Annotated in this window: 20 protein-coding genes; 2 read left to right on the top strand and 18 right to left on the bottom strand. The window is 70.6% G+C overall.

Translation table 11 applies throughout. The annotated features are described in order from the left end of the window. Position 1: 1 nt before the first annotated feature. Together ACIGXX_RS37925 and pyrR are read right to left on the bottom strand one after the other, a co-directional pair. Positions 2-988, bottom strand: coding sequence for an aspartate carbamoyltransferase catalytic subunit (locus ACIGXX_RS37925; protein WP_351168658.1), 987 nt, complete (start codon positions 986-988; stop codon positions 2-4). Positions 989-1,068: 80 nt separating this feature from the next. Beyond that, the gene (pyrR, locus tag ACIGXX_RS37920; RefSeq protein WP_344521664.1) at positions 1,069-1,641 is read right to left on the bottom strand and encodes a bifunctional pyr operon transcriptional regulator/uracil phosphoribosyltransferase PyrR; all 573 of its coding nucleotides are present in this window, start codon (positions 1,639-1,641) and stop codon (positions 1,069-1,071) included. A gap of 198 nt (positions 1,642-1,839) precedes the next feature. Between pyrR and bldD the strand changes: the two genes are divergently transcribed. Continuing rightward, on the top strand, positions 1,840-2,340 hold the full coding sequence (gene bldD / locus ACIGXX_RS37915) for a transcriptional regulator BldD (protein ID WP_135330908.1): 501 nt from the start codon (positions 1,840-1,842) through the stop codon (positions 2,338-2,340). 189 nt (positions 2,341-2,529) lie between these two features. Here the strand turns inward: bldD and nusB are convergent, their stop codons facing one another. The 13 genes from nusB to ACIGXX_RS37850 form a co-directional block, all read right to left on the bottom strand. Continuing rightward, on the bottom strand, positions 2,530-2,964 hold the full coding sequence (nusB, locus tag ACIGXX_RS37910; RefSeq protein WP_351168655.1) for a transcription antitermination factor NusB: 435 nt from the start codon (positions 2,962-2,964) through the stop codon (positions 2,530-2,532). Between the two features lie 2 nt (positions 2,965-2,966). Further along, a complete protein-coding gene (gene efp, locus ACIGXX_RS37905) occupies positions 2,967-3,533 on the bottom strand; it encodes an elongation factor P (RefSeq protein ID WP_344521662.1) in 567 nt (188 codons plus the stop codon). A 58-nt stretch (positions 3,534-3,591) separates the two neighbouring features. Next, a complete protein-coding gene (locus ACIGXX_RS37900; RefSeq protein ID WP_351168652.1) occupies positions 3,592-4,698 on the bottom strand; it encodes an aminopeptidase P family protein in 1,107 nt (368 codons plus the stop codon). A gap of 60 nt (positions 4,699-4,758) precedes the next feature. Continuing rightward, positions 4,759-5,709 (bottom strand): Pro-rich N-terminal domain-containing protein, encoded by a 951-nt coding sequence (locus ACIGXX_RS37895; RefSeq protein ID WP_351168650.1) that lies wholly within the window; start codon positions 5,707-5,709, stop codon positions 4,759-4,761. Between the two features lie 161 nt (positions 5,710-5,870). After that, positions 5,871-6,983 carry a 3-dehydroquinate synthase gene (aroB, locus tag ACIGXX_RS37890; protein ID WP_383818246.1) on the bottom strand — a complete coding sequence of 371 codons (1,113 nt, stop codon included), beginning with the start codon at positions 6,981-6,983 and terminating at the stop codon, positions 5,871-5,873. Then, positions 6,980-7,495, bottom strand: a complete 516-nt coding sequence (locus tag ACIGXX_RS37885) for a shikimate kinase (RefSeq protein ID WP_351168648.1) — start codon at positions 7,493-7,495, stop codon at positions 6,980-6,982. The genes aroB and ACIGXX_RS37885 overlap by 4 nt, the downstream gene beginning before the upstream one ends. After that, positions 7,492-8,676 (bottom strand): chorismate synthase, encoded by a 1,185-nt coding sequence (gene aroC / locus ACIGXX_RS37880; RefSeq protein WP_399982804.1) that lies wholly within the window; start codon positions 8,674-8,676, stop codon positions 7,492-7,494. Before aroC ends, ACIGXX_RS37885 begins: the two co-directional genes overlap by 4 nt. A 137-nt stretch (positions 8,677-8,813) precedes the next feature. After that, complete coding sequence (locus ACIGXX_RS37875) at positions 8,814-9,647, bottom strand: shikimate dehydrogenase (RefSeq protein ID WP_399982801.1); 834 nt, start codon at positions 9,645-9,647, stop codon at positions 8,814-8,816. Next, positions 9,637-11,340, bottom strand: coding sequence for an endolytic transglycosylase MltG (gene mltG, locus ACIGXX_RS37870; RefSeq protein WP_399982798.1), 1,704 nt, complete (start codon positions 11,338-11,340; stop codon positions 9,637-9,639). The genes ACIGXX_RS37875 and mltG overlap by 11 nt, the downstream gene beginning before the upstream one ends. 124 nt (positions 11,341-11,464) lie before the next feature. After that, on the bottom strand, positions 11,465-11,950 hold the full coding sequence (ruvX, locus tag ACIGXX_RS37865) for a Holliday junction resolvase RuvX (protein WP_351168640.1): 486 nt from the start codon (positions 11,948-11,950) through the stop codon (positions 11,465-11,467). Continuing rightward, positions 11,950-14,619, bottom strand: a complete 2,670-nt coding sequence (gene alaS, locus ACIGXX_RS37860; protein WP_351168638.1) for an alanine--tRNA ligase — start codon at positions 14,617-14,619, stop codon at positions 11,950-11,952. Before alaS ends, ruvX begins: the two co-directional genes overlap by 1 nt. After that, positions 14,619-14,984 (bottom strand): DUF6167 family protein, encoded by a 366-nt coding sequence (locus tag ACIGXX_RS37855; RefSeq protein ID WP_351168636.1) that lies wholly within the window; start codon positions 14,982-14,984, stop codon positions 14,619-14,621. Before ACIGXX_RS37855 ends, alaS begins: the two co-directional genes overlap by 1 nt. 7 nt (positions 14,985-14,991) lie before the next feature. Further along, positions 14,992-15,441 carry a DUF948 domain-containing protein gene (locus ACIGXX_RS37850; protein ID WP_351168634.1) on the bottom strand — a complete coding sequence of 150 codons (450 nt, stop codon included), beginning with the start codon at positions 15,439-15,441 and terminating at the stop codon, positions 14,992-14,994. Positions 15,442-15,614: 173 nt separating this feature from the next. On the opposite strand from ACIGXX_RS37850, the gene ACIGXX_RS37845 reads away from it, so the two are divergent. Next, positions 15,615-17,804, top strand: coding sequence for an ATP-binding protein (locus ACIGXX_RS37845; protein WP_399982791.1), 2,190 nt, complete (start codon positions 15,615-15,617; stop codon positions 17,802-17,804). Here ACIGXX_RS37845 and rpsD read toward each other — a convergent pair. From rpsD to ACIGXX_RS37830, 3 genes are all read right to left on the bottom strand, one after another. Continuing rightward, positions 17,792-18,406 carry a 30S ribosomal protein S4 gene (gene rpsD / locus ACIGXX_RS37840; protein WP_249591119.1) on the bottom strand — a complete coding sequence of 205 codons (615 nt, stop codon included), beginning with the start codon at positions 18,404-18,406 and terminating at the stop codon, positions 17,792-17,794. The two genes, ACIGXX_RS37845 and rpsD, sit on opposite strands and share 13 nt — an antisense overlap. Positions 18,407-18,753: 347 nt before the next feature. Beyond that, positions 18,754-19,497: an HNH endonuclease family protein gene (locus tag ACIGXX_RS37835; RefSeq protein WP_399982786.1), complete on the bottom strand. Its 744-nt coding sequence runs from the start codon at positions 19,495-19,497 to the stop codon at positions 18,754-18,756. A 50-nt stretch (positions 19,498-19,547) separates the two neighbouring features. Then, positions 19,548-20,897 carry a replication-associated recombination protein A gene (locus tag ACIGXX_RS37830; RefSeq protein ID WP_351168628.1) on the bottom strand — a complete coding sequence of 450 codons (1,350 nt, stop codon included), beginning with the start codon at positions 20,895-20,897 and terminating at the stop codon, positions 19,548-19,550. Positions 20,898-21,035 lie beyond the last annotated feature (138 nt).

Here is a 21,035-nt window from a genome sequence, read left to right as displayed (position 1 = left end):
CTTACTTCTCCTCGGAACCGGTGGGGCGGGTGTGGGTGACGGCAGGTTCGTTGCCGCCCAGGAGCAGGTAGAGCACCGCCATGCGGGTGTGCACGCCGTTGGCGACCTGCTCGATGACCGTGCAGCGCTCGGAGTCGGCGACCTCGGCGGTGATCTCCATGCCGCGGACCATCGGCCCGGGGTGCATCACGATGGCGTGCTCGGGCATCTTCGCCATGCGCTCGCCGTCCAGGCCGTAGCGGCGCGAGTACTCGCGCTCGGTCGGGAAGAACGCGGCGTTCATCCGCTCGCGCTGCACGCGCAGCATCATCACGGCGTCGGACTTCGGGAGCACGCGGTCCAGGTCGTACGACACGTCGCAGGGCCAGCTGTCCACGCCGACCGGCACGAGCGTGGGCGGGGCGACCAGGGTGACCTGGGCGCCCAGGGTGTGCAGCAGGTCGACGTTCGAGCGCGCGACCCGGCTGTGCAGGACGTCGCCGACGAGCGTGATGCGCTTGCCGCTCAGGTCCTTGCCGAGGCCCTCGTCCTTGCCGACGAGACGGCGGCGCATGGTGAAGGCGTCGAGCAGCGCCTGGGTGGGGTGCTGGTGGGTGCCGTCGCCCGCGTTGATCACCGGGGCGTCGATCCAGCCGGAGGTGGCGAGGCGGTAGGGGGCGCCGGACGCGCCGTGCCGGATGACGACGGCGTCGACGCCCATCGCCTCCAGGGTCTGGGCGGTGTCCTTGAGGGACTCGCCCTTGGAGACGCTGGAGCCCTTGGCGGCGAAGTTGATGACGTCGGCGGAGAGGCGCTTCTCGGCGGCCTCGAAGGAGATCCGGGTGCGGGTGGAGTCCTCGAAGAACAGATTGCAGATCGTGCGGCCGCGCAGCGCGGGCAGCTTCTTGATCGGCCGGTCGGCGACCCGGGCCATCTCCTCGGCGGTGTCGAGGATGAGAACGGCGTCGTCACGGGTGAGGTCGGCGGCCGAGATGAGGTGTCGCATCATCTGGGATTACTCCGTCATGGGGAGGTTTGCGGGCATGCGGGCGCGCAGGGATGTGCCACGGGTCCGCAGGGAAGCCGGTCCTACGCGGAAGCGGGCTTGGCACCGAGCAGCACGGCGTCGCGGCCGTCCTCCTCGGCGAGCTGGACCTTGACCGTCTCCCGCAACGACGTGGGGAGGTTCTTGCCGACGTAGTCGGCGCGGATCGGGAGTTCGCGGTGGCCGCGGTCGACCAGGACGGCGAGCTGCACCGCGCGCGGGCGGCCGATGTCGTTCAGGCCGTCGAGGGCGGCGCGGATGGTGCGGCCGGAGAAGAGCACGTCGTCGACGAGGACGACGAGGCGGCCGTCGATGCCGTCACCGGGGATCTCGGTGCGGGCGAGTGCGCGCGGCGGATGCATGCGCAGATCGTCGCGGTACATCGTGATGTCGAGTGAGCCAACCGGGATCGTGCGTCCGGTGATCTCTTCGAGCTTCTCGGCGAGGCGCCGGGCGAGGAAGACGCCGCGGGTGGGAATGCCGAGCAGCACCACGTCGTCGGCGCCTTTGGCGCGCTCGACGATCTCGTGGGCGATACGGGTCAACACCCGTGCGATGTCCGGGCCTTCGAGCACGGGCCGGGCGACATCGGGTTCGTTCGTGTCGTGCGAGTCCATATGAAACGGACCTCCTTCTCCGCCTCACGGGACGGACCTTAAAGGACGTCGAAATTGCGCCATCCACGCTACCAGCAACGACAACGCCGCCGGTCACGACCCCCCTCGGAAGAGGCGGTACGGACCATTCGGCTTGACGCACCCAAGTAACGCTGCGTAACCTCACAGTGAGTTACCGTTCTTCGTCCGGGGAGCTATATGTCCAGCGAATACGCCAAACAGCTCGGGGCCAAGCTCCGCGCCATCCGTACCCAGCAGGGCCTTTCCCTCCACGGCGTCGAGGAGAAGTCCCAGGGACGCTGGAAGGCGGTCGTGGTCGGTTCGTACGAGCGCGGCGACCGCGCCGTGACCGTGCAGCGCCTCGCCGAGCTGGCGGACTTCTACGGCGTCCCGGTCCAGGAGCTGCTGCCCGGCACCGCTCCCGGCGGTGCGGCCGAGCCGCCGCCCAAGCTCGTGCTCGATCTTGAGCGCCTCGCGCACGTCCCGGCCGAGAAGGCAGGCCCCCTGCAGCGCTACGCCGCCACGATCCAGTCGCAGCGCGGTGACTACAACGGCAAGGTGCTCTCGATCCGCCAGGACGACCTGCGCACCCTCGCCGTGATCTATGACCAGTCGCCCTCGGTCCTCACCGAGCAGCTGATCAGCTGGGGCGTCCTGGACGCGGACGCGCGCCGCGCCGTCGCCCACGACGACGTCTGATCCCCCAAGGGACAACTGAGCAGAAACGTAACGCCGGGGTGGCCGGAACCAATCGGTTCCGGCCACCCCGGCGTTCTGCGTACGCGCGTGAGCGCCCCGGAGGCCACAGAGGCCCCGTGCGCCCCGGAGCATGCCAGAGGGCCCGCAGCGAGTCGCTGCGGGCCCTCTGAGCGGCGTTGGGAGGCTTGCTTACGCCTCGTCGCGGCGCAGGCTCGGCTTCAGGTCCTTGAAGCGGCCGAGCATGCCGTTCACGAAGGAGGGCGAGTCGTCCGTGGAGAACTCCTTGGCGAGCTGCACCGACTCGTCGATCACCACGGCGTCCGGCGTCGCGTCGACCCAGATCAGCTCGTAGGCACCGAGCCGCAGGATGTTGCGGTCGACGACCGGCATCCTGTCCAGGGTCCACCCGACGGCGTACTGCGAGATCAGCTCGTCGATGTGGCGCGCGTGCTCCGCGTACCCCTCGACCAGTTCCATCGTGAACTCGCTCACCGGCGGCTGCCGGGTATCGGTCCGCGAGTGGCGCACCCAGTCCGCGAGGACCGTCACTACATCTGCGCCACGCTGGTCGGCCTCGAAAAGGATCTGGAAGGCGCGCTTGCGGGCCGTATTACGAGCAGCCACGGTTAGCTGTTCACCCGGCCGAGGTAGCCGCTGTCACGGGTGTCGACCTTGATCTTCTCGCCGGTGGTGATGAAGAGCGGCACCTGGATCTGGTGGCCGGTCTCCAGCGTCGCGGGCTTGGTGCCACCGGTGGAGCGGTCGCCCTGGACACCGGGCTCGGTCTCCTGGATGACCAGCTCGACGGCGGCCGGCAGCTCGACGAAGAGGACTTCGCCCTCGTGCTGCGCGACGGAGGCCGTGAAGCCCTCGATCAGGAAGTTGGCGGCGTCACCGACGGACTTGCGATCGACGTGCAGCTGGTCGTACGTCTCCATGTCCATGAAGACGAAGTAGTCGCCGTCCATGTAGGAGAACTGCATGTCGCGCTTGTCGATCGTCGCCGTGTCGACCTTGACGCCGGCGTTGAAGGTCTTGTCGACCACCTTGCCGGACATCACGTTCTTGAGCTTGGTGCGCACAAAGGCAGGGCCCTTGCCGGGCTTGACGTGCTGGAACTCGACGACGGACCAGAGCTGGCCCCCGTCGAGCTTGAGCACCAGGCCGTTCTTGAGGTCGTTCGTGGAAGCCACGGTTGCGGAATCTCCTGGACTGACGTGGACGACCCCGGCGCACGCGCATAGCTCGAGGCTAGAGCGCGAGCAGCTCCTTGGTCGTAATGGTGAGTAGCTCGGGTCCGCCGTCCGCCTCGGGGCGCACGACGAGCGTGTCATCGATCCGGACACCACCCCGTCCCGGGATGTGAACCCCCGGTTCGACGGTGACCGGCACGCAGGCGTCCAGTTTACCCATGGCCGCGGGCGCCAACTGCGGGTCCTCGTCGATTTCGAGCCCCAGCCCGTGTCCCATCAGCGGAGCAAGTCCGTCCGCGTACCCCGCGGAGTCCAGTACATGGCGTGCCGCGCGGTCGATGTCGCGGTAGGCGGCGCCCGGTGCGAGAGCCTCCCTGCCCGCCCGCTGAGCGGCGAAGACGAGGTCGTAGAGCTCGATCTGCCAGTCCGCGGGAGACGTACCGATGACGAACGTACGCCCGATCTCACAACGATAACCGCGATAGCTGGCGCCCAGGCACACGGAGAGGAAATCCCCCTCCTCCACGCGCCGGTCCGACGGCCGGTGCGCGCCCCGGCCGGAGTTCGGCCCGGTGGCCACGGAGGTCGGGAAGGCGGGCCCGTCCGCGCCGTGATCGACGAGCCGGCGCTCCAGCTCCAGGGCCAGATGACGTTCCGTACGCCCCACCAGAATCGATTCGAGCAGCTCGCCCAGGGCCTGGTCGGCGATCTCGGAGCCGATCCGCAGACAGGAGATCTCCTCCTCGTCCTTGACGAGGCGCAGTTGTTCGACCGCTCCCCCGAGATCCGCGAGGCGCAGCCGCGGCGCGACGGACGTCAGGGCCCGGTGCCGGGCGACCGTGAGGTCGTGCTCCTCCACGGCGAGCGAATCGGCGCCCTGCGCGGAGGCGAGATCGGCCCCCGCGACGGCGGGATCACCGCCGGAGGCGTCGAGCAGCTGCACCCGCAGTCCCTCGTCGGGCCGCCCCTCGCCCTGCTCGTCACCGAGCGGCCCGCCGCACAGCAGCAGATCCTCGGTCCTGCCCAGCAGGAGCACGGCACCACGCGGCGCCGCTCCCGCGAGATACCGCACGTTGGCCGGACGGGACACCAGCGCCGACGCGCTGCCGCCCGCGGCACAACGCTCCCTCAACCGCTCACGGCGAGCCGCGTACACCTCTGACATGGGACGAGCCTATGAGCGGCGGCGCCGGGCGGCCGGTTCAGCGCGTCCGACTGAGCGGTCCTACCACTGCGGCGGGCTCGCGATGGAGCGGGCGAGGACGTCGTCCAGGACGCGGGCGGTGGCGGGAACGTCCAGCTGGGAGTTGTCGATGATGGGCAGACCCGAGCCGTACCAGCCCGCCATGCGGCCGTGGATGCGGGCCACTTCCTCGTCCGTGAGGCGGCGGTTCCCGCTGCGCTCGGCGTTGCGCTCCAGGACGATCTCCAGGCCGGGCAGCAGGACCACCGGCAGCAGGCCGGGACCCACGTGCCGCTTCCAGCCGCCGAGGCCGACGACGGGGCGGTCGGGGAAGACCGCGTCGTCCAGGATGCAGGAGATGCCGTTGGCCAGGAAGTTCCGTGCGGCGAAGCCGCAGGTGCGGCGGGCCAGGCGGTACTGCGCCTCGGAGTGGTCGTTCCAGCCGGACTGGGGGTCGGCGAAGCCCGAGCGCACCCATTCCCGGACGTCGTCGAGGCTGATGTGGGCGGTGGGCACCCGGCGGTGCTCCGCCCAGTACTTGGCCACGCTCGTCTTGCCCGCGCCCGCGGGGCCGATCAGGAGGACGGCAAGCGTGGTGCCGCCGGTGTCCGCCTGGGCCGTGCCGGGCGGGGGGCTCGGCATGGCGACGGGGCCGCCGGGCGGGAGCTGGATGTGGCCCGTGGTGTCCGGGGTCGGGGGCACGGGGGCGCCGGGGGCGTGGTTGTGCTGGGGGGCCGCGCCGTGCTGCGGGGCGCCCGGCGCCACGTGCTGCGGCGTCGGGGCGTGCGGCTGCGGGGCCGGTCCCTGCGGATGGGGGGCCGTGCCCGGGGGGTGCGGGGCGCCGGCGAAACCCGGCGCGGGAGGCGGTGGGCCGCCCGGCGCTCCACCCGGCGGCGGACCGCTCGGGTGATGTGCGGCCGGGGACCAGCCGGTGGCCGGTCCGTGCCCCGGCTGATGGGGCGGCGGCAGCGGAGACCCCACTGCGTGCTGCATCCGGTGCCACTCCGTCTCGTGCGACTGACGCTGGTCGGGCGGCGGCCGGGGCCACCCGTTACCGAACGGTACCGTCCCCGGCCGACGTTGTGTGAACGGCCGGGGAGGCCGCAGGGTGCCCGTGGCTTGTTCTGACGGGCCGTTTCTCCGCTGCCGGAGGGCTACTTCGCCACTTCGCCGTACGCGGCGAGCAGCACCGCGGGGTCGGGGCCCTCCAGGACGGTGGGCTTGCCCAGGCCGTCGAGGACGATGAACCGCAGCAGGTCACCGCGGGACTTCTTGTCGACCTTCATGGTCTCCAGGAGCTTGGGCCACTGGTCGTAGCGGTAGCTCAGGGGCAGGCCGACCGACTCCAGGACGGTGCGGTGCCGGTCGGCGGTCGCGTCGTCCAGGCGGCCTGCGAGGCGGCCGAGTTCGGCCGCGAAGGCCATGCCCACGGAGACCGCGGCGCCGTGCCGCCACTTGTAGCGCTCGTTCTTCTCGATGGCGTGGGCGAGGGTGTGGCCGTAGTTGAGGATCTCGCGCAGGCCCGCCTCCTTGAGGTCGCCGGAGACGACCTCGGCCTTGACCTTGATGGAGCGCTCGATCAGCTCGGCGGTGTGCGGACCCTGCGGGCTGCGCGCGGCCTCGGGGTCCTCCTCGATCAGTTCGAGGATCACCGGGTCGGCGATGAAGCCGGCCTTGATGATCTCCGCGAGGCCGGACACGAAGTCGTTGACCGGCAGCGAGTCGAGCGCGGCCAGGTCGCACAGCACACCCGTGGGCGGGTGGAAGGAGCCCACGAGGTTCTTGCCCTCTGCGGTGTTGATGCCGGTCTTGCCGCCGACCGCGGCGTCCACCATGCCGAGCACGGTGGTCGGAACGGCGATCCAGCGGACCCCGCGCAGCCAGGTCGCGGCCACGAACCCGGCGAGGTCGGTGGTGGCTCCGCCGCCGACACCGATGATGATGTCGCTGCGGGTGAAGCCGGACTGGCCAAGGGCCTTCCAGCAGTACGCGGCGACCTCGGCGGTCTTGGCCTCCTCCGCGTTCGGCACCTGGATGGCGACGACCTCGAAGCCCTGTCCCGCCAGGTCCTCGCGCAGCGCCTCGCCCGTCTCGGCGAGCGCCTCGGGGTGGATGATCGCGACGCGCTTGGTGCGTTCGCCGATCAGGCCGGGCAGCTCGCCGAGGAGCTGCCGGCCGACGAGGACCTCGTACGGCTCGGTGCCCGCGGTGCCGCCGACCTGGATACGGGTGGGCGTCTGCCCCGCCGTCTCAGCCATCTCCGTCATGCTTCCTTCAACTCCAGTGCGTCGAGGACCGCCTGGGCGACCTCTTCGGGGGTGCGGTCGTCGGTGGCGACGACGGCGCGGGCGACTTCGGCGTAGAACTGGCGGCGGGCGTCCATCAGTTCGCGCCACTGCTTGCGCGGGTTGACCGCGAGCAGCGGGCGCGCGACGTTCAGGCCGGTGCGCTTGACCGCCTCCTCGACATCCATCGACAGATAGACGACGGGGTGCGGGGCCAGGAGCGCGCGGGTCGACTCGTCGAGGATCGCGCCGCCGCCGAGGGCGAGGATTCCCTCGTGCTCGGCGAGCGCCGTGCGCACGGCCTCCCGCTCCAGGTCGCGGAAGTGCGACTCACCCTCGTCCACGAAGATGTCCGCGATCTCCCGGCCCTGCGCGGCCACGATGTCGGCGTCGGTGTCGCGGTAGACGGTGCCCAGGCGCTCGGCGAGCAGCGCGCCCACCGTCGACTTGCCCACGCCCATCGGCCCGACCAGAACGATCTGCGGGCCGGTCACCGGATCTGCAGGTTGTCGAGGTACGACTGCACGTTGCGCCGGGTCTCGGGCACGCTGTCGCCGCCGAACTTCTCGGCGACGGCGTCGGCCAGGGTCAGCGCGACCATCGCCTCGGCGACGATACCGGCGGCCGGGACCGCGCACACGTCCGAGCGCTGGTGGTGCGCCTTGGTGGCCTCGCCGGTGGCGACGTCCACGGTGGCCAGCGCGCGCGGCACGGTCGCGATGGGCTTCATCGCGGCCCGCACGCGCAGCAGTTCACCGGTGGTCAGGCCGCCCTCGGTGCCGCCGGAGCGGCCGGAGGTGCGCCGGATGCCGTCGTCGGTGGAGACGATCTCGTCGTGCGCCTTGGAGCCCGGCACCCGCGCGAGGTCGAAGCCGTCGCCGACCTCGACGCCCTTGATGGCCTGGATGCCCATGAGCGCGGCGGCGAGCCGCGCGTCGAGGCGGCGGTCCCAGTGCACGTGCGAGCCGAGCCCGACGGGCACGCCGTACGCGAGCACCTCGACGACGCCCCCGAGGGTGTCGCCGTCCTTGTGGGCCTGGTCGATCTCGGCGACCATCGCCTTGCTCGCGTCCGCGTCGAGGCAGCGCACCGGGTCGGCGTCGAGCTTCTCGACGTCGGCGGGGGTCGGGTAGACGCCGTAGGGCGCCTTGGCCGCCGCCAGCTCCGTGACGTGGCTGACGATCTCGATGCCGGCCGTTTCCTTGAGGTACGAGCGGGCGACCGCGCCGAGCGCGACGCGGGCCGCGGTCTCGCGGGCGGAGGCGCGCTCCAGGATCGGCCGGGCCTCGTCGAAGCCGTACTTCTGCATGCCCGCGAGGTCCGCGTGGCCGGGCCGGGGCCGGGTCAGCGGGGCGTTGCGGGCCAGGTCGGCGAGGATCTCCGGGTCGACCGGATCGGCCGCCATGACCTGTTCCCACTTGGGCCACTCGGTGTTGCCCACCATGATCGCGATCGGCGAGCCCATGGTCAGGCCGTGCCGGACGCCGCCCAGGAAGGTGACCTCGTCGCGCTCGAACTTCATGCGCGCACCGCGCCCATAGCCGAGGCGCCGCCGGGCCAGGTGGTCCGCCACCATCTCCGTGGTGATCGGCACGCCGGCGGGAAGACCCTCCAGCGTCGCGACAAGTGCGGGTCCGTGGGACTCGCCCGCGGTCAGCCAACGCAACCTGCTCAACGGTGCTCCTCATGCTCGCGCCTGGAACTACATGGCGCGACCGGGTGCGCGGCCCTGGCCCGCCACCCCTGATCCTCCCACGCCGGGGGGCGGGACCTGGCCTCCGGTCCAGAAAGCGGACTTCTGAGCGGACGCCCTCAGCGCGCGGCCAGCGCGTGCTCCCCCGCCTTGCGCATGGCGACGAGCGGCGCCGGCGTACGCCCGGTCATCTGCTCGACCTGGAGCACCGCCTGGTGCACGAGCAGGTCGAGCCCGCTGACGACGGCCCCGCCGTACATCGACCAGCGGGCCGCCAGCGCGGTGGGCCACGGGTCGTACAGGACATCGAAAAGGGTCGCGGGCCGCTCGGGCACGGCGGCCGAGAGCGCGTCGGTCGTACCCGCCGGAGTCGTGGCGATCACCAGCGGCGCGCTCAGCGCGCGCTCGGCGTCCGCCCAGTCCGCCGTCCGCACCTCCACGTCGAGCCGCTCGCCCCACTGCCGCATCTCGGCGGCGCGCGCCTCGCTGCGTACGTACGCGACGACCTCGCCCGTGCAGATCCGCGCGAGCGCGGCGAGGGCGGACGACGCGGTGGCGCCCGCGCCGAGGATCGCGGCGGACTCGACCTGCTCGATGCCCCGCTCCCGCAGGGCGGCGACCATGCCGGGGATGTCGGTGTTGTCGCCGACGCGGCGGCCGTCGTCCTTCAGGACGACGGTGTTGACCGCCTCGACGGATGCGGCGGTCTCGCTGACCTCGTCGAGCAGCGGGATCACCGCGCGCTTGAGCGGCATCGTCAGGGACAGCCCGGCCCACTCGGGACCGAGCCCCTCGATGAAGCCGGGCAGAGCCGCCTCGTCGACGTCGAACAGGTCATACGTCCAGTCGGCCAGCCCCAGCTCCCCGTATGCGGCGCGGTGCAGCACCGGGGAGAGGGAATGGGCGATGGGTGAGCCGAGGACTGCGGCTCGGCGTCCCTGGTCAGTCGCCATTCTTCTGCCGATCATTGAATTCAGCGACCAGCTTTTCGTGCTCGGCCAGCGTCTTCGTGAACTGGGTCTTCTTCTGGTCGACGGAGATGAAGAACATCCAGCCACCACCATCCGGAGCCAGTGTGGCCTTCAGCGCCTCGTCACCCGGGTTTCCGATCGGTCCCGGCGGAAGGCCCTTGTGGAAGTACGTGTTGTACGGGTCGGGGTCGTTCCGGATCTTTGAGATCGGGATATCGATTTCGCTCTGACCCTTGAGGTAGTTGTACGTCGAGTCGAACTCGAGCTTCTGGTTGGTCACCGTGTTGGACGTCTTGAGGCGGTTGTAGATGACGGCCGCCATCTTCTTGAAGTCGTCGTGCGTCATGCCTTCGGCCTGGACCAGGCTGGCCACGGTGAGAACCTGCAGCGGGTCCTTCAACTGCAGCTCGGCGGCCTTGGACTTCAAGCCCAACTCGTCGTACTTCTCGGTCGCGTGGGCAACCATCTTCTTGAGGACGACCTCCGGCTTCTGGCCCTTGGCGACCGCGTAGCTGGAGGGATAGAGGAAGCCCTCGAGCGGGTCCTTGATGTCCTTATTGGTGTTCGCCCAGTCCGGAAGGCCGAGGCTCTTCCATTCCTTCTTGGCGACACCTTCGGTGGTGCCCTTGTCGAGCTCCAGGCGGGTGTCGATCTGGCTGTAGACCCACGAATTCCGTCGGCCCTCAGGAATAATGAGGTTGTTCCGGCTCTTCGGGCTGAGCATCAGTTCGACCGCGCTCTTGGCCGACATCTGCTTCTTCAGGACATAGACGCCGTCCTGAATAGTGCTTCCCTTGGGATGCTGCGCCTGCGCCGAGACAAAAGCGTCCACGCTCTTGACGACCCCGGCGTCCTTCAGCTTCTGGCCGATCACATAGCCGCCGGCGCCCTTCGGGATGTCGACGGTCGCCAGGCCCGTTCCCTCGCCCGCGTAGTCCGGCGACGTACCGAATCGGTCCTGGTAGAACTGATAGCCGAAATAGCCCACTCCGCCGAGACCGCCGGCGAAGACCAGCGTCACGACCAGACAGGCGCAGCCACTCCTGCGCTTCTTCGGTTTCTTGCCGCCACGACCGCCTCGGCGGTCCCCGCGGCGCCCCGGCGGCTCGTCGTCGTCCTCGTCGTCGTCGGCGCCCGAGAAGAAGGCGTGCTCACCCTGGTCGGGGCCCGGGTCCCAGTCCCGCTCGGGCTCCGGCTCGGGGGTGCGGCGGCGGGACGGCGGCTCCGGCGGTGGGTACGCGTCGGGGGTGCCGTAGTAGTCCGGGCTCTCCGCGCCGTAGCCGCCGGGCTGGTTCCCGTAGGGGTCCGCCGGGTCGGCGGCGTACGGCACGTGGCCGTGCTGACCGGTGTCCCAGCCGCCGTTGTACTGCTGCTCCGGGCCGCTGTTGTACTGCTGCTGGCCTGCGGGCCCGCCGTTGTGCTGCTGGCCCTGGCCGCCGTCGTACTGCTGCTGACCGGCGGGCCCGCCGTACTGCTGCTGGCCGTAGGCCTGCTGCTGACCCGTGCTCCAGTCCTCGTACTGCGCCTGCTGCGGCTGCTGAGGGTGGTACTGCCCCTGGCCGCCGTAGGGGGACGGGCCGCCGGCGGCCTGCTGTCCTCCCCATCCGCCGTCCCCGTACAACGGGTCCTCGGGATGCCACGGTTCGGAGCCTGGGCCCCGGCCATACTCAGTCATCGATCCCCTACATGCCGCGAGGCGGGGCCGCCGTCTGAGTGGGAGGGCAACCGTTCCGCCTCTTGATGCTGTGCGGCAGCTGTTCGAACACCGCCGCATCGCGCGGAACGTTACCGTATCGCGATCAGATGACCACTTCGACGCCCTCGCCCGGAGCTTTACCTGACGCCCGTTCGGACTCCAGTGCCTGCTGGAGGATGACGACGGCCGCCGCCTGATCGATGACAGACCTGCCCTTTTTGGACTTCACGCCCGAGGCGCGCAGCCCCTGACTGGCCGTCACTGTGGTCATCCTCTCGTCCACGAGCCTCACCGGAATGGGGGCGACCAAGCGGGCGAGGTCCTGGGTGAACGCGCGGACCTTGGCCGCCGCGGGCCCCTCGCCCCCGTTGAGGGAGCGAGGGAGACCGACGACGATCTCGATCGGTTCGTACTCGTCGACGAGCTGCTTCAACCGGCGCTGGGCGGCCGGGACATCGCGCCCCGGCACCGTCTCCACCGGCGTGGCGATGATCCCGTCGGGGTCGCACGAGGCGACCCCGATCCGGGCGTCACCGACGTCGATGGCAAGGCGTCGGCCCCTGCGCATGCCCCCCGCGGAGTCGTCCATCAGGCCGTCTCTGCCACGAGGCGCTCGACGGCGGCCATGGCGTCACCGATGGCCGCGGCGTTCTGCCCGCCGCCCTGGGCGACGTCCGGCTTGCCGCCGCCACCGCCGCCGAGGGTCTTGGCGGCCGTACGGACGAGGTCGCCGGCCTTGAGGCCGCGCTCGCGCGCCGACTCGTTCGTGGCGATGACCGTCAGCGGGCGGCCGTTGGCCGTCGTGAACAGGGCGACCACGGCCGGGCGGTCGCCCGGGATGCGGTGGCGCACGTCGAGGACCAGCTTGCGCAGGTCGTCGGCGCCCGTGCCGTCCGGCACCTGTCCGGTGACCAGAGCGACGCCCCGTACGTCCTTGGCCTGGTCGACGAGACCGGCGGCGGCCTGCAGGACCTTCTCCGCGCGGAACTTCTCGATCTCCTTCTCGGCGTCCTTGAGCTTGCCGAGCATGGCGGAGACCTTCTCGGGCAGCTCCTCGGAACGGCCCTTGACCAGCTCCTGGAGCTGGGCGACGACCGTGTGCTCCTTGGCGAGGAAGTTGTACGCGTCGACGCCGACGAGGGCCTCGATGCGGCGTACGCCGGAGCCGATGGACGACTCGCCGAGCAGCTTCACCAGGCCAAGCTGGGCGGTGTTGTGCACGTGCGTGCCGCCGCACAGCTCCTTGGAGAAGTCGCCGATGGTGACCACGCGCACGCGCTCGCCGTACTTCTCGCCGAACTCGGCGATGGCGCCCTGCTTCTTGGCCTCGTCGATCGACATGACCTCGGCCTGCACGTCGAGTTCGTGTGCGAGCACTTCGTTGATCTTCTGCTCGACGTCCGTCATGACGGCCGTGGGCACGGCCGACGGGGAGCCGAAGTCGAAGCGGAAGCGGCCCGGCTGGTTCTCGGAACCGGCCTGGGCGGCCGTCGGGCCCAGCGCGTCGCGCAGCGCCTGGTGCGTGAGGTGCGTGGCGGAGTGGGCGCGGGCGATGGCACGGCGGCGGTGCACGTCGATCGAGGCCCAGACCTGGTCGCCGACGGTGATCTCGCCGACCAGGACGACACCCTTGTGGACGTGCACGCCGGGGACCGGCTTCTGCACGTCACGGATCTCGACGACGGCGCCGCTGTCGAGGCGGATCCGGCCGGAGTCGGCGATCTGGCCGCCGCCCTCGGCGTAGAAAGGGGTGCGGTCGAGGACGACCTCGACCTCGTCGCCCTCGCGGGCGGCGGGGGACGAGACGCCGTTGACCAGGAGGCCGACGATCACGGCCTCGTTCTCGGTGAGGGTGTAGCCGGTGAAGTCCGTGGCGCCGGAGGCGTCGGCGATCTCGCGGTAGGCGTGCAGATCGGCGTGGCCGGTCTTCTTGGCCTGCGCGTCGGCCTTGGCGCGCTCCCGCTGCTCCTTCATCAGGCGCCGGAAGCCGTCCTCGTCCACGGTCAGGCCCTGTTCGGCGGCCATCTCCAGGGTGAGGTCGATCGGGAAGCCCCACGTGTCGTGCAGCAGGAACGCCTTGTCGCCGGAGAGGACCTGGCCGCCGGCGGCCTTGGTCTCGGTGACGGCGGTGTCGAGGATGTTCGTGCCGCCCTTGAGGGCCTTGAGGAAGGCGGCCTCTTCGGCGAGGGCGACGGTCTCGATGCGCTTGCGGTCGGTCTGCAGCTCGGGGTACTGCTCGCCCATCGACTTGATGACCGTGTCGACGAGCTCGTGCACGACCGGGCCCGTGGCGCCCATCAGACGCATGTTGCGGATGGCGCGGCGCATGATGCGGCGCAGTACGTAGCCACGGCCTTCGTTGCCGGGCGTGACGCCGTCGCCGATGAGCATCACGGAGGTGCGCATGTGGTCGGCGACCACGCGCAGGGAGACGTCCGAGCCCTGCTCGGCGCCGTAGCGCACGCCGGTCAGCTCGGTGGCCTTGTCCATGACGACGCGCAGGGTGTCGGTCTCGTACATGTTCTGTACGCCCTGCAGGATCATGGCGAGGCGCTCGAGACCGAGGCCGGTGTCGATGTTCTTGCTGGGCAGCTCGCCGAGGATCTCGAAGTCCTCCTTCGAGGTGCCCTCGCCGCGCTCGTACTGCATGAAGACCAGGTTCCAGATCTCCACGTACCGCTCGTCGTTGACGGCGGGGCCGCCCTCGACGCCGAACTCGGGGCCGCGGTCGTAGTTGATCTCGGAGCAGGGGCCGCAGGGTCCGGGGACGCCCATGGACCAGTAGTTGTCCTTCTTGCCCAGGCGCTGGATGCGCTCGGCGGGGACGCCCACCTTCTCGCGCCAGATGGTCTCGGCCTCGTCGTCGTCGAGGTAGACCGTCACCCACAGGCGCTCGGGGTCGAGGCCGTAGCCACCGTCCGCCACGGAGCTGGTGAGCAGCTCCCAGGCGTAGGTGATGGCGCCTTCCTTGAAGTAGTCACCGAAGGAGAAGTTGCCGCACATCTGGAAGAACGTGCCGTGGCGCGTGGTCTTGCCGACCTCTTCGATGTCGGGCGTACGCACGCACTTCTGCACGCTCGTGGCGCGCGAGAACTGCGGCTTGACCTCACCCAGGAAGTAGGGCTTGAAGGGCACCATGCCCGCGGGGACGAGGAGCAGAGTCGGGTCGTCCGCGATGAGCGACGCCGAAGGGACGACGGTGTGCCCGCGCTCCTCGAAGAAGCTCAGCCAGCGGCGGCGAATCTCGGCCGACTCCATCAGTGGTCCTCATTCCGGTTGTACGAGTACTTCGACTTCGAGAGGTACTTGCCCTGCTTGTTCTTGTCGGTCTTGCTGGTCTTGCCGTTCTCGATGGCCACGACCACTCGGCGCTGCCCGGGAAGTTCGGGGTCGACCGGGGCTTCGAGGCCCAGGGCCTCGCCCAGTTCGGCCTCGCGCTGGGCCATGCCGTCGCGGACGTCGAGAGCGAAGTCCTTGAGCTTGTGACCCGCCTCGACCGCCTTGTTCGCGGCCTGCGCCGCGAGGCTCTCGGGGGTCAGTTGTTTGATCTTGCGGTTGACCTTGGTGGTGGCCCACACACCGGCAGCCGCGCCCGCGGTGAACCAGAACGTACGGCGGAACATCGCTGCGTCAGTCCTTCTTCCGCTTGCCCCGCCGCCGCGCGGAGGGGACGGTGCGCCCCACGATCACGGTACGTCGGGCGGGTGCCGGGGGCACATTGGTTGATTCGGGTCCTGCCTTGCGGCCCAGGGCCCTGCGTACGCCGTAGCCGAACGCCGCGACCTTGACGAGGGGCCCGCCGAAGGTGGAGGCCACGGTCGTGGACAGCGCCGACGCGTTCGACGTGACCTCCTGGACGTCCGAGGCGATGGCGTCGACCCGCTCGATCTGGGTCTGCGCGGAGCGCACCGCGGTGGAGGCGTCCGCCAGGAGCGGGACGGCCTGCTCGGTCACTTCCGCGACGAGCTTGGTGGTCGCCCTGAGCGTCTGCGCCAGTCTCACAAGGACCACGGCCAGGAAGGAGACCAGGATCGCCCAGAAGACGGCCACCAGGATCCCGGCCACCTCGCCACCCGACACTGCGCACCGCTCCTTGAATATCGACCCTGAACATCGGTCCTGAACATCGAAAAGTCGTCCCCCGACCCTATCGCGCCGGGGCCGAGGCTCCGCACCGCATTACCGTGTACCGGCAAGGGAGTTCGGCGAACTGATTGTACGGACTGCTTACGGATGAGTACGCTCCGTATCTCATGCGACGCGATCAGCGCACGGGCGACCACCGGCACGGCCCCTCCGTACAGCCGCCGAGGCCCGGCAACCTCCCCCTGGAACTCAACGCCTTCGTGGGACGCACGGACGAACTCGCCTGCCTCGCCGCCGCGTTGGAGGCCGGACGCCTGGTCACGGTGACCGGCGTCGGCGGCGTCGGGAAGTCGCGCCTGGCCGTGCGGGCCGCCGCCGGCGCCGGGCCGCGGGACGGCGCCTGGCTGGTGGAGCTCTCGGCGGTGCGCGACCCGGATCTGGTGGAGCACGCGGTCGCGGACGCGCTGTGCCTGACGGACCACACGCACCGCACGCCGCGCAAGGTGCTGCTCGACCACCTCGCGGAGCGGGAAGTCCTCCTTGTCGTCGACGGGTTCGAGCACCTGGTGGAGGCCTGTGCCTCGCTGGTGGGGGAGCTGCTGCACCGCTCCCCCGGCCTGCGGGTGCTCGCGGTGGGGCGCAGGCCGCTGGAGACCGGGGGCGAGCGGATCTTCCCGCTCGCGCCGCTGCCCACACCGGACGCGTCCGCGCTCTTCGCCGACCGCGCGGCGGCGGGTCTGCCTGGGTTCGTCCTGGACGTGGAGAACGAAGCCGACGTGGCGGAGCTGTGCCGCCGCCTGGACGGGATTCCGCTGGCCGTGGAGCTGGCGGCGGGGCGGCTGCGGGCGCTCTCGCCCGCCCAGTTGCTGTGCCGGCTCGACGACCGGTTCGCGCTGCTCACCGGGGTCCGGCGCGACGCGCCGCCGCGGCATCAGACCCTGCGTACGGCCATCGGCTGGAGCCATGAGCTGTGCACGGCGGGCGAGCGCCTGCTGTGGTCGCGGCTCTCGGTGTTCTGCGGGCCATTCGACCTGGAGGCGGCCGAGTACATCTGCAGCGGGGACGGCCTGCACGCCGACGACGTCCTGGACGTGCTCGGCGAACTGCTCGCGCAGTCCGTCGTGACCCGCGAGGAAGGACCGACGGGCGTGCGCTACCGCATGCTCGACACGGTCCGTGCGTACGGCGCCGACTGGCTGGAGGCGTCCGGCGACGCCGCGCGGATGCGGCGCAGGCACCGCGACTGGTACATGGGCCTTGCCACCTGGTGCGAGCTGGACTGGTTCTCGCCGCGCCAGGAGCGGGTCGCCGAGCTCGTCGACTGCGAACTGCCCAATCTGCGCGGCGCCCTCGAGTACTGCCTGACGGAGCCGGACGAGACGCATCTGGGCCAGTATCTGGCGGGCAGCCTGTGGTTCTACTGGGTGGGCTGCGGGCGGCTCGCGGAGGGTCGGCACTGGCTCGACCGCGCGCTCGAACTGGACGGCGGCCACGACGACTCACGCCTCAAGGCGCTGTGGGTGCTCGGCTATGTCGCGGTCCTCCAGGGCGACACGGTCGCCGCGCTCGCGGCGCTGCAGGAGTGCAAGGACGAGGCGGAACGCACCGGCAGCGCCATCGCGACCGCGTACGCGGTGCACCGCATCGGCTGCCTCGCGCTCCTCGCCGACGACATGGAGCGTGCCGAAACCTTGCTGCGCTCGGCCCTCGAGCAGTACCGCGAGATCGGCGAGCTCAACAGCAACGTCCTGATGGGCCAGGTCGAGCTGGCGATGGCTCTCGCCTTCCGCGGCGAGCTCGCCGACGCGGTGGAGCTCTGCGAGGACGTACGCCAGGTCTGCGAGGACCACGGCGAGCGCTGGACCCTCGCGTACGCCCTCTATGTCCTGGGCTTCGCCGCCTGGACGCGCGGGGAGACGGCGACGGCGCGTGAGCTGGTCATGCGGTGCCTGGCCCTGGACCACGCCTTCAACGATCTGCTCGGCACGGTGCTCGCGATCGAGCTGCTCGCCCTGTTCACCGCGGTGGAGGGCGATCCGGCCGAGGCCGCGGTCCTCCAGGGCGCCGCGTCCCGCATCTGGCCGTCGGTGGGCCTTCCGCTGTTCGGCTCCGGGAACTTCGGCGGGCCGCACGAACTGTGCGAGGCGCGGGCCCGCGAGCAGCTGGGCGACGCGCGCTACGAGGAGTGCGTGGCCGCCGGGACCCGTCTCGCCCCGGACGCCGCGGTCTCCCGGGCCCTGGGCACGGGCCCCGAGAACCCCGAGAACAACGCGAAAACCCGCCGCCCGCCCCACCACGAGGGCAGGGCGGGCGACGGGCTGAAGCAGGGAGAGCTACGTCCGGGTCAGCGGGCGTAGTACTCGACGACGAGCTGCTCGTCGCAGATCACGGGGATCTCCTTGCGGTTCGGGTCACGGTCCAGACGGAAGGCCAGGGCCTTCAGGTTCACCTGGAGGTAACGCGGGATCTCGCCGTCGGGGGCGAAGCCGCCCTCACGCGAGACCACGAACAGCGGCTTCTCACGGCTGCGCTCGCGGACCATCACGACGTCGTCGGGACGGACGCGGAACGACGGCTTGTCGACCTTGCCGCCGTTGACCTCGATGTGGCCGTGGCTGACCATCTGACGGGCCTGGTAGATCGTGCGGGCGATGCCCGAACGAAGGATCAGGGCGTCGAGACGGCGCTCGAGCTCGATGACCAGGGCCTCGCCGGTCTTGCCTTCGGCCTTCTTGGCGCGGTCGTAGGCACGGGCCATCTGCTTCTCGCTGATGTCGTACTGCGCGCGCAGACGCTGCTTCTCGAGCAGACGGACCTTGTAGTCCGAGTTCTGCTTACGGCCACGGCCGTGCTCGCCCGGCGGGTAGGGGCGGGCCTCGAAGTACTTGACGGCCTTCGGGGTCAGCGCGATGCCGAGGGCACGCGACTTCTTGACCTTGGGGCGGGACTGGTTCGGCATGAACCAACCTCTCTGTTCCATGTGAAATCGGCTTCACCAGGGTTAGGGGAGGTCGCAATCCGCAGCCTGGGAAACCCATCGGATCCGGTGGTGCTGGATCCGGCGGGCAGCCGCTCCCTGGTCTGGGCACATACGTGCAGCACGCGAGTGGCCCACCGACCGCTTCCCGGAGTACGAGATGGTGGTGGGCTGCCCGCGACACCTTCGACGGTGCGCGACGCTCCTGGAGGTCCCTGGACGGTGAGGTCCGGGGCTCCGGCTGGATGTCCCGTTCTGGTGGTGTCCGGTAAGAAACCGGACACGGGACGCAGCACTTCGGGCAAGTGTACCGGGTGACAGGGGGTGCCTCAGCCGCAGGCGGCGAGCAGCTCCTGGAGGGCCAGTTTCTCGGGCGCGGTGACCGTGAGCCCGTACTTGGCCTTGATCCCGGTCCAGCGGCGGCCGTACTCGCACCAGTATTCCTCGCGCGGGGGTTTCCACTTGTCGGGGGTCTGGCTGCTCTTCGTGTAGTTGGTGTCCTTGTCGGTGGCGAGCAGGACGTCCAGGTCGTTGGCGTACGTCAGGCGCCGCTCGGCGGTCCAGGCCCAGGCTCCGGCCCGCCAGGCCGCGCCGAGCGCGACGACGTGGTCGGTCTGGATCCGCGAGGCGCGGCGGTAGGAGTAGGGCAGTTCCTTGCCGGTGTACGGGTCGTGCAGGACGCCGGAGAGCACGACGCAGGGGTTGCGGTCGCCCTCGCGCAGGTTGTTCAGGTCGCGCCGCAGGACGTCGTCGCGGGTGTCGCAGCCGTTGCGGCCGCCGGGGGCGTCGGTGTCGTCGGACCAGCCGACGCCGAACGCGGAGCGCTGGTACGTCTGCCAGTTCTTGCCCCGGGCGACCGTGAGGGCGGCGAGCTGGTCGCGGGCCTGCCCCGCGGTCGGCGGGAAGCCGGGGCTGGCGAGGGGTACCGCCGGAGAGGGCCTGGCGGTGGGTGTCGCGGAGCCGGTGGCGTGGCGGGACGCGGCACGCTCCAGCTGCGGCGGCGCGCAGGCCGTGGCGAGGGCGGCGACGACAAGCAGGGTCGCCCCCGCGCGCGGCCCGGCTGCTGTGCCCATGGCGCCGAGCGTAGGCGCGAGCGCCGGGGCCCGCCCGCCGGGCCGTGCGGTTACTCGCCCTTGAGGCGCTCGCGCACGCGCTCGACCACGTCCGCGTACCGCGCCTCGGCTCCATAGCGCGTGGGTTGGTAGTACCGCTTGGCGGCCACCGCGTCCGGTGCGTACTGCTGGGCCGCGATCGCGCCCGGCACGTCGTGCGGATACACGTAGCCCTGGGCGTGGCCGAGCTTGGCCGCTCCCTTGTAGTGCCCGTCGCGCAGGTGGGGCGGGACGGGGCCGGCGAGGCCCGCGCGGACGTCGGCCTGGGCGGACTGGATGGCGATGGTCGCGGCGTTCGACTTCGGGGCCAGGGCGAGGGCGATCGTCGCGTGGCTGAGGGTGAGCGCGGCCTCCGGGAAGCCGATCATGGCGACGGCCTGGGCAGCGGCGACCGCCGTGGGCAGCGCGGTGGGGTCGGCGAGGCCGATGTCCTCGCTCGCGGAGATCATCAGGCGCCGCGCGATGAAGCGCGGGTCCTCGCCCGCCTCGATCATGCGGGCCAGATAGTGCAGGGCCGCGTCCACGTCCGAGCCGCGGATGGACTTGATCAGGGCGCTCGCGACGTCGTAGTGCTGGTCGCCGTCCCGGTCGTACTTCACGGCCGCGCGGTCGACCGACTCCTCCAGGCTCTGGAGGGTGATCTCCTTCTCCCCCTTGGCGAGGGCCGAGCCCGCGCCGGCCTCCAGGGCGGTGAGCGCGCGCCGGGCGTCGCCTCCCGAGATGCGCAGGAGATGCGCCTCGGTGTCCTCGGGCAGCTCCACCGCGCCCCCAAGACCCCGCTCCTCGGTGAGCGCCCGGCGCAGCAGGCCGCGCAGGTCGTCGTCCGTGAGCGGTTCGAGCGTGAGGAGGAGGGAGCGGGACAGGAGCGGGGAGATGATCGAGAAGTACGGGTTCTCGGTCGTCGCCGCGATCAGCGTCACCCAGCGGTTCTCGACGGCCGGAAGCAGGGAGTCCTGCTGGGCCTTGCTGAAGCGGTGGATCTCGTCCAGGAAGAGGACGGTCTCCTTGCCGTGGCCGCCCATCGCGCGCCGGGCGCCCTCGATGACGGCGCGGACTTCCTTCACACCGGCGGTGATCGCGGAGAGCTCCACGAAGCGCTTGTTCGTAGCCTTCGAGACCACGTACGCAAGGGTTGTCTTGCCGATGCCCGGCGGCCCCCAGAGGAACACCGACGACGGTCCCGCCGGTCCTCCCCCGCCCTCGCCGACCAGCCTGCGCAAGGGCGAGCCCTGCTTCAGCAGATGCTGCTGGCCGACGACTTCTTCGAGGGTGCGCGGGCGCATCCGGACGGCCAGGGGACTCGTCGACGGGTCCTTCTCCTGGCGGTCCTCGGCAGCTGCGGTAAACAGGTCGGGCTCCACGTTCGGAACCCTACGTCAGCCCACTGACAACGCCCTCGGCGCTGTCAGCTGGTCCAGAACTCCCACCAGCGCGTGAGGATCAGCATGCCGATGATGCCGACGTGCAGCACCGGAAGCACCCAGGTGAACTCGCCGAAG

Source organism: Streptomyces sp. NPDC055243 (assembly GCF_044544025.1).
GTDB lineage: Bacteria > Actinomycetota > Actinomycetes > Streptomycetales > Streptomycetaceae > Streptomyces.
The sequence above is the reverse complement of the archived record's forward strand: the minus strand, read 5'-3'. Positions and strand labels throughout refer to the sequence as shown.

Coding starts and splice junctions, on each gene's coding strand:
- ruvX (WP_351168640.1), bottom strand. CDS start 11,950: ATGGACGACTCCGCGGGGGGCATGCGCAGGGGCCGACGCCTTGCCATC.
- ACIGXX_RS37835 (WP_399982786.1), bottom strand. CDS start 19,497: ATGGGCACAGCAGCCGGGCCGCGCGCGGGGGCGACCCTGCTTGTCGTC.
- ACIGXX_RS37875 (WP_399982801.1), bottom strand. CDS start 9,647: ATGGCGACTGACCAGGGACGCCGAGCCGCAGTCCTCGGCTCACCCATC.
- bldD (WP_135330908.1), top strand. CDS start 1,840: ATGTCCAGCGAATACGCCAAACAGCTCGGGGCCAAGCTCCGCGCCATC.
- ACIGXX_RS37900 (WP_351168652.1), bottom strand. CDS start 4,698: ATGTCAGAGGTGTACGCGGCTCGCCGTGAGCGGTTGAGGGAGCGTTGT.
- pyrR (WP_344521664.1), bottom strand. CDS start 1,641: ATGGACTCGCACGACACGAACGAACCCGATGTCGCCCGGCCCGTGCTC.
- ACIGXX_RS37925 (WP_351168658.1), bottom strand. CDS start 988: ATGATGCGACACCTCATCTCGGCCGCCGACCTCACCCGTGACGACGCC.
- alaS (WP_351168638.1), bottom strand. CDS start 14,619: ATGGAGTCGGCCGAGATTCGCCGCCGCTGGCTGAGCTTCTTCGAGGAG.
- ACIGXX_RS37895 (WP_351168650.1), bottom strand. CDS start 5,709: ATGCAGCACGCAGTGGGGTCTCCGCTGCCGCCGCCCCATCAGCCGGGG.
- ACIGXX_RS37855 (WP_351168636.1), bottom strand. CDS start 14,984: ATGTTCCGCCGTACGTTCTGGTTCACCGCGGGCGCGGCTGCCGGTGTG.
- ACIGXX_RS37845 (WP_399982791.1), top strand. CDS start 15,615: ATGCGACGCGATCAGCGCACGGGCGACCACCGGCACGGCCCCTCCGTA.
- aroB (WP_383818246.1), bottom strand. CDS start 6,983: ATGACGGAGATGGCTGAGACGGCGGGGCAGACGCCCACCCGTATCCAG.
- rpsD (WP_249591119.1), bottom strand. CDS start 18,406: ATGCCGAACCAGTCCCGCCCCAAGGTCAAGAAGTCGCGTGCCCTCGGC.
- mltG (WP_399982798.1), bottom strand. CDS start 11,340: ATGACTGAGTATGGCCGGGGCCCAGGCTCCGAACCGTGGCATCCCGAG.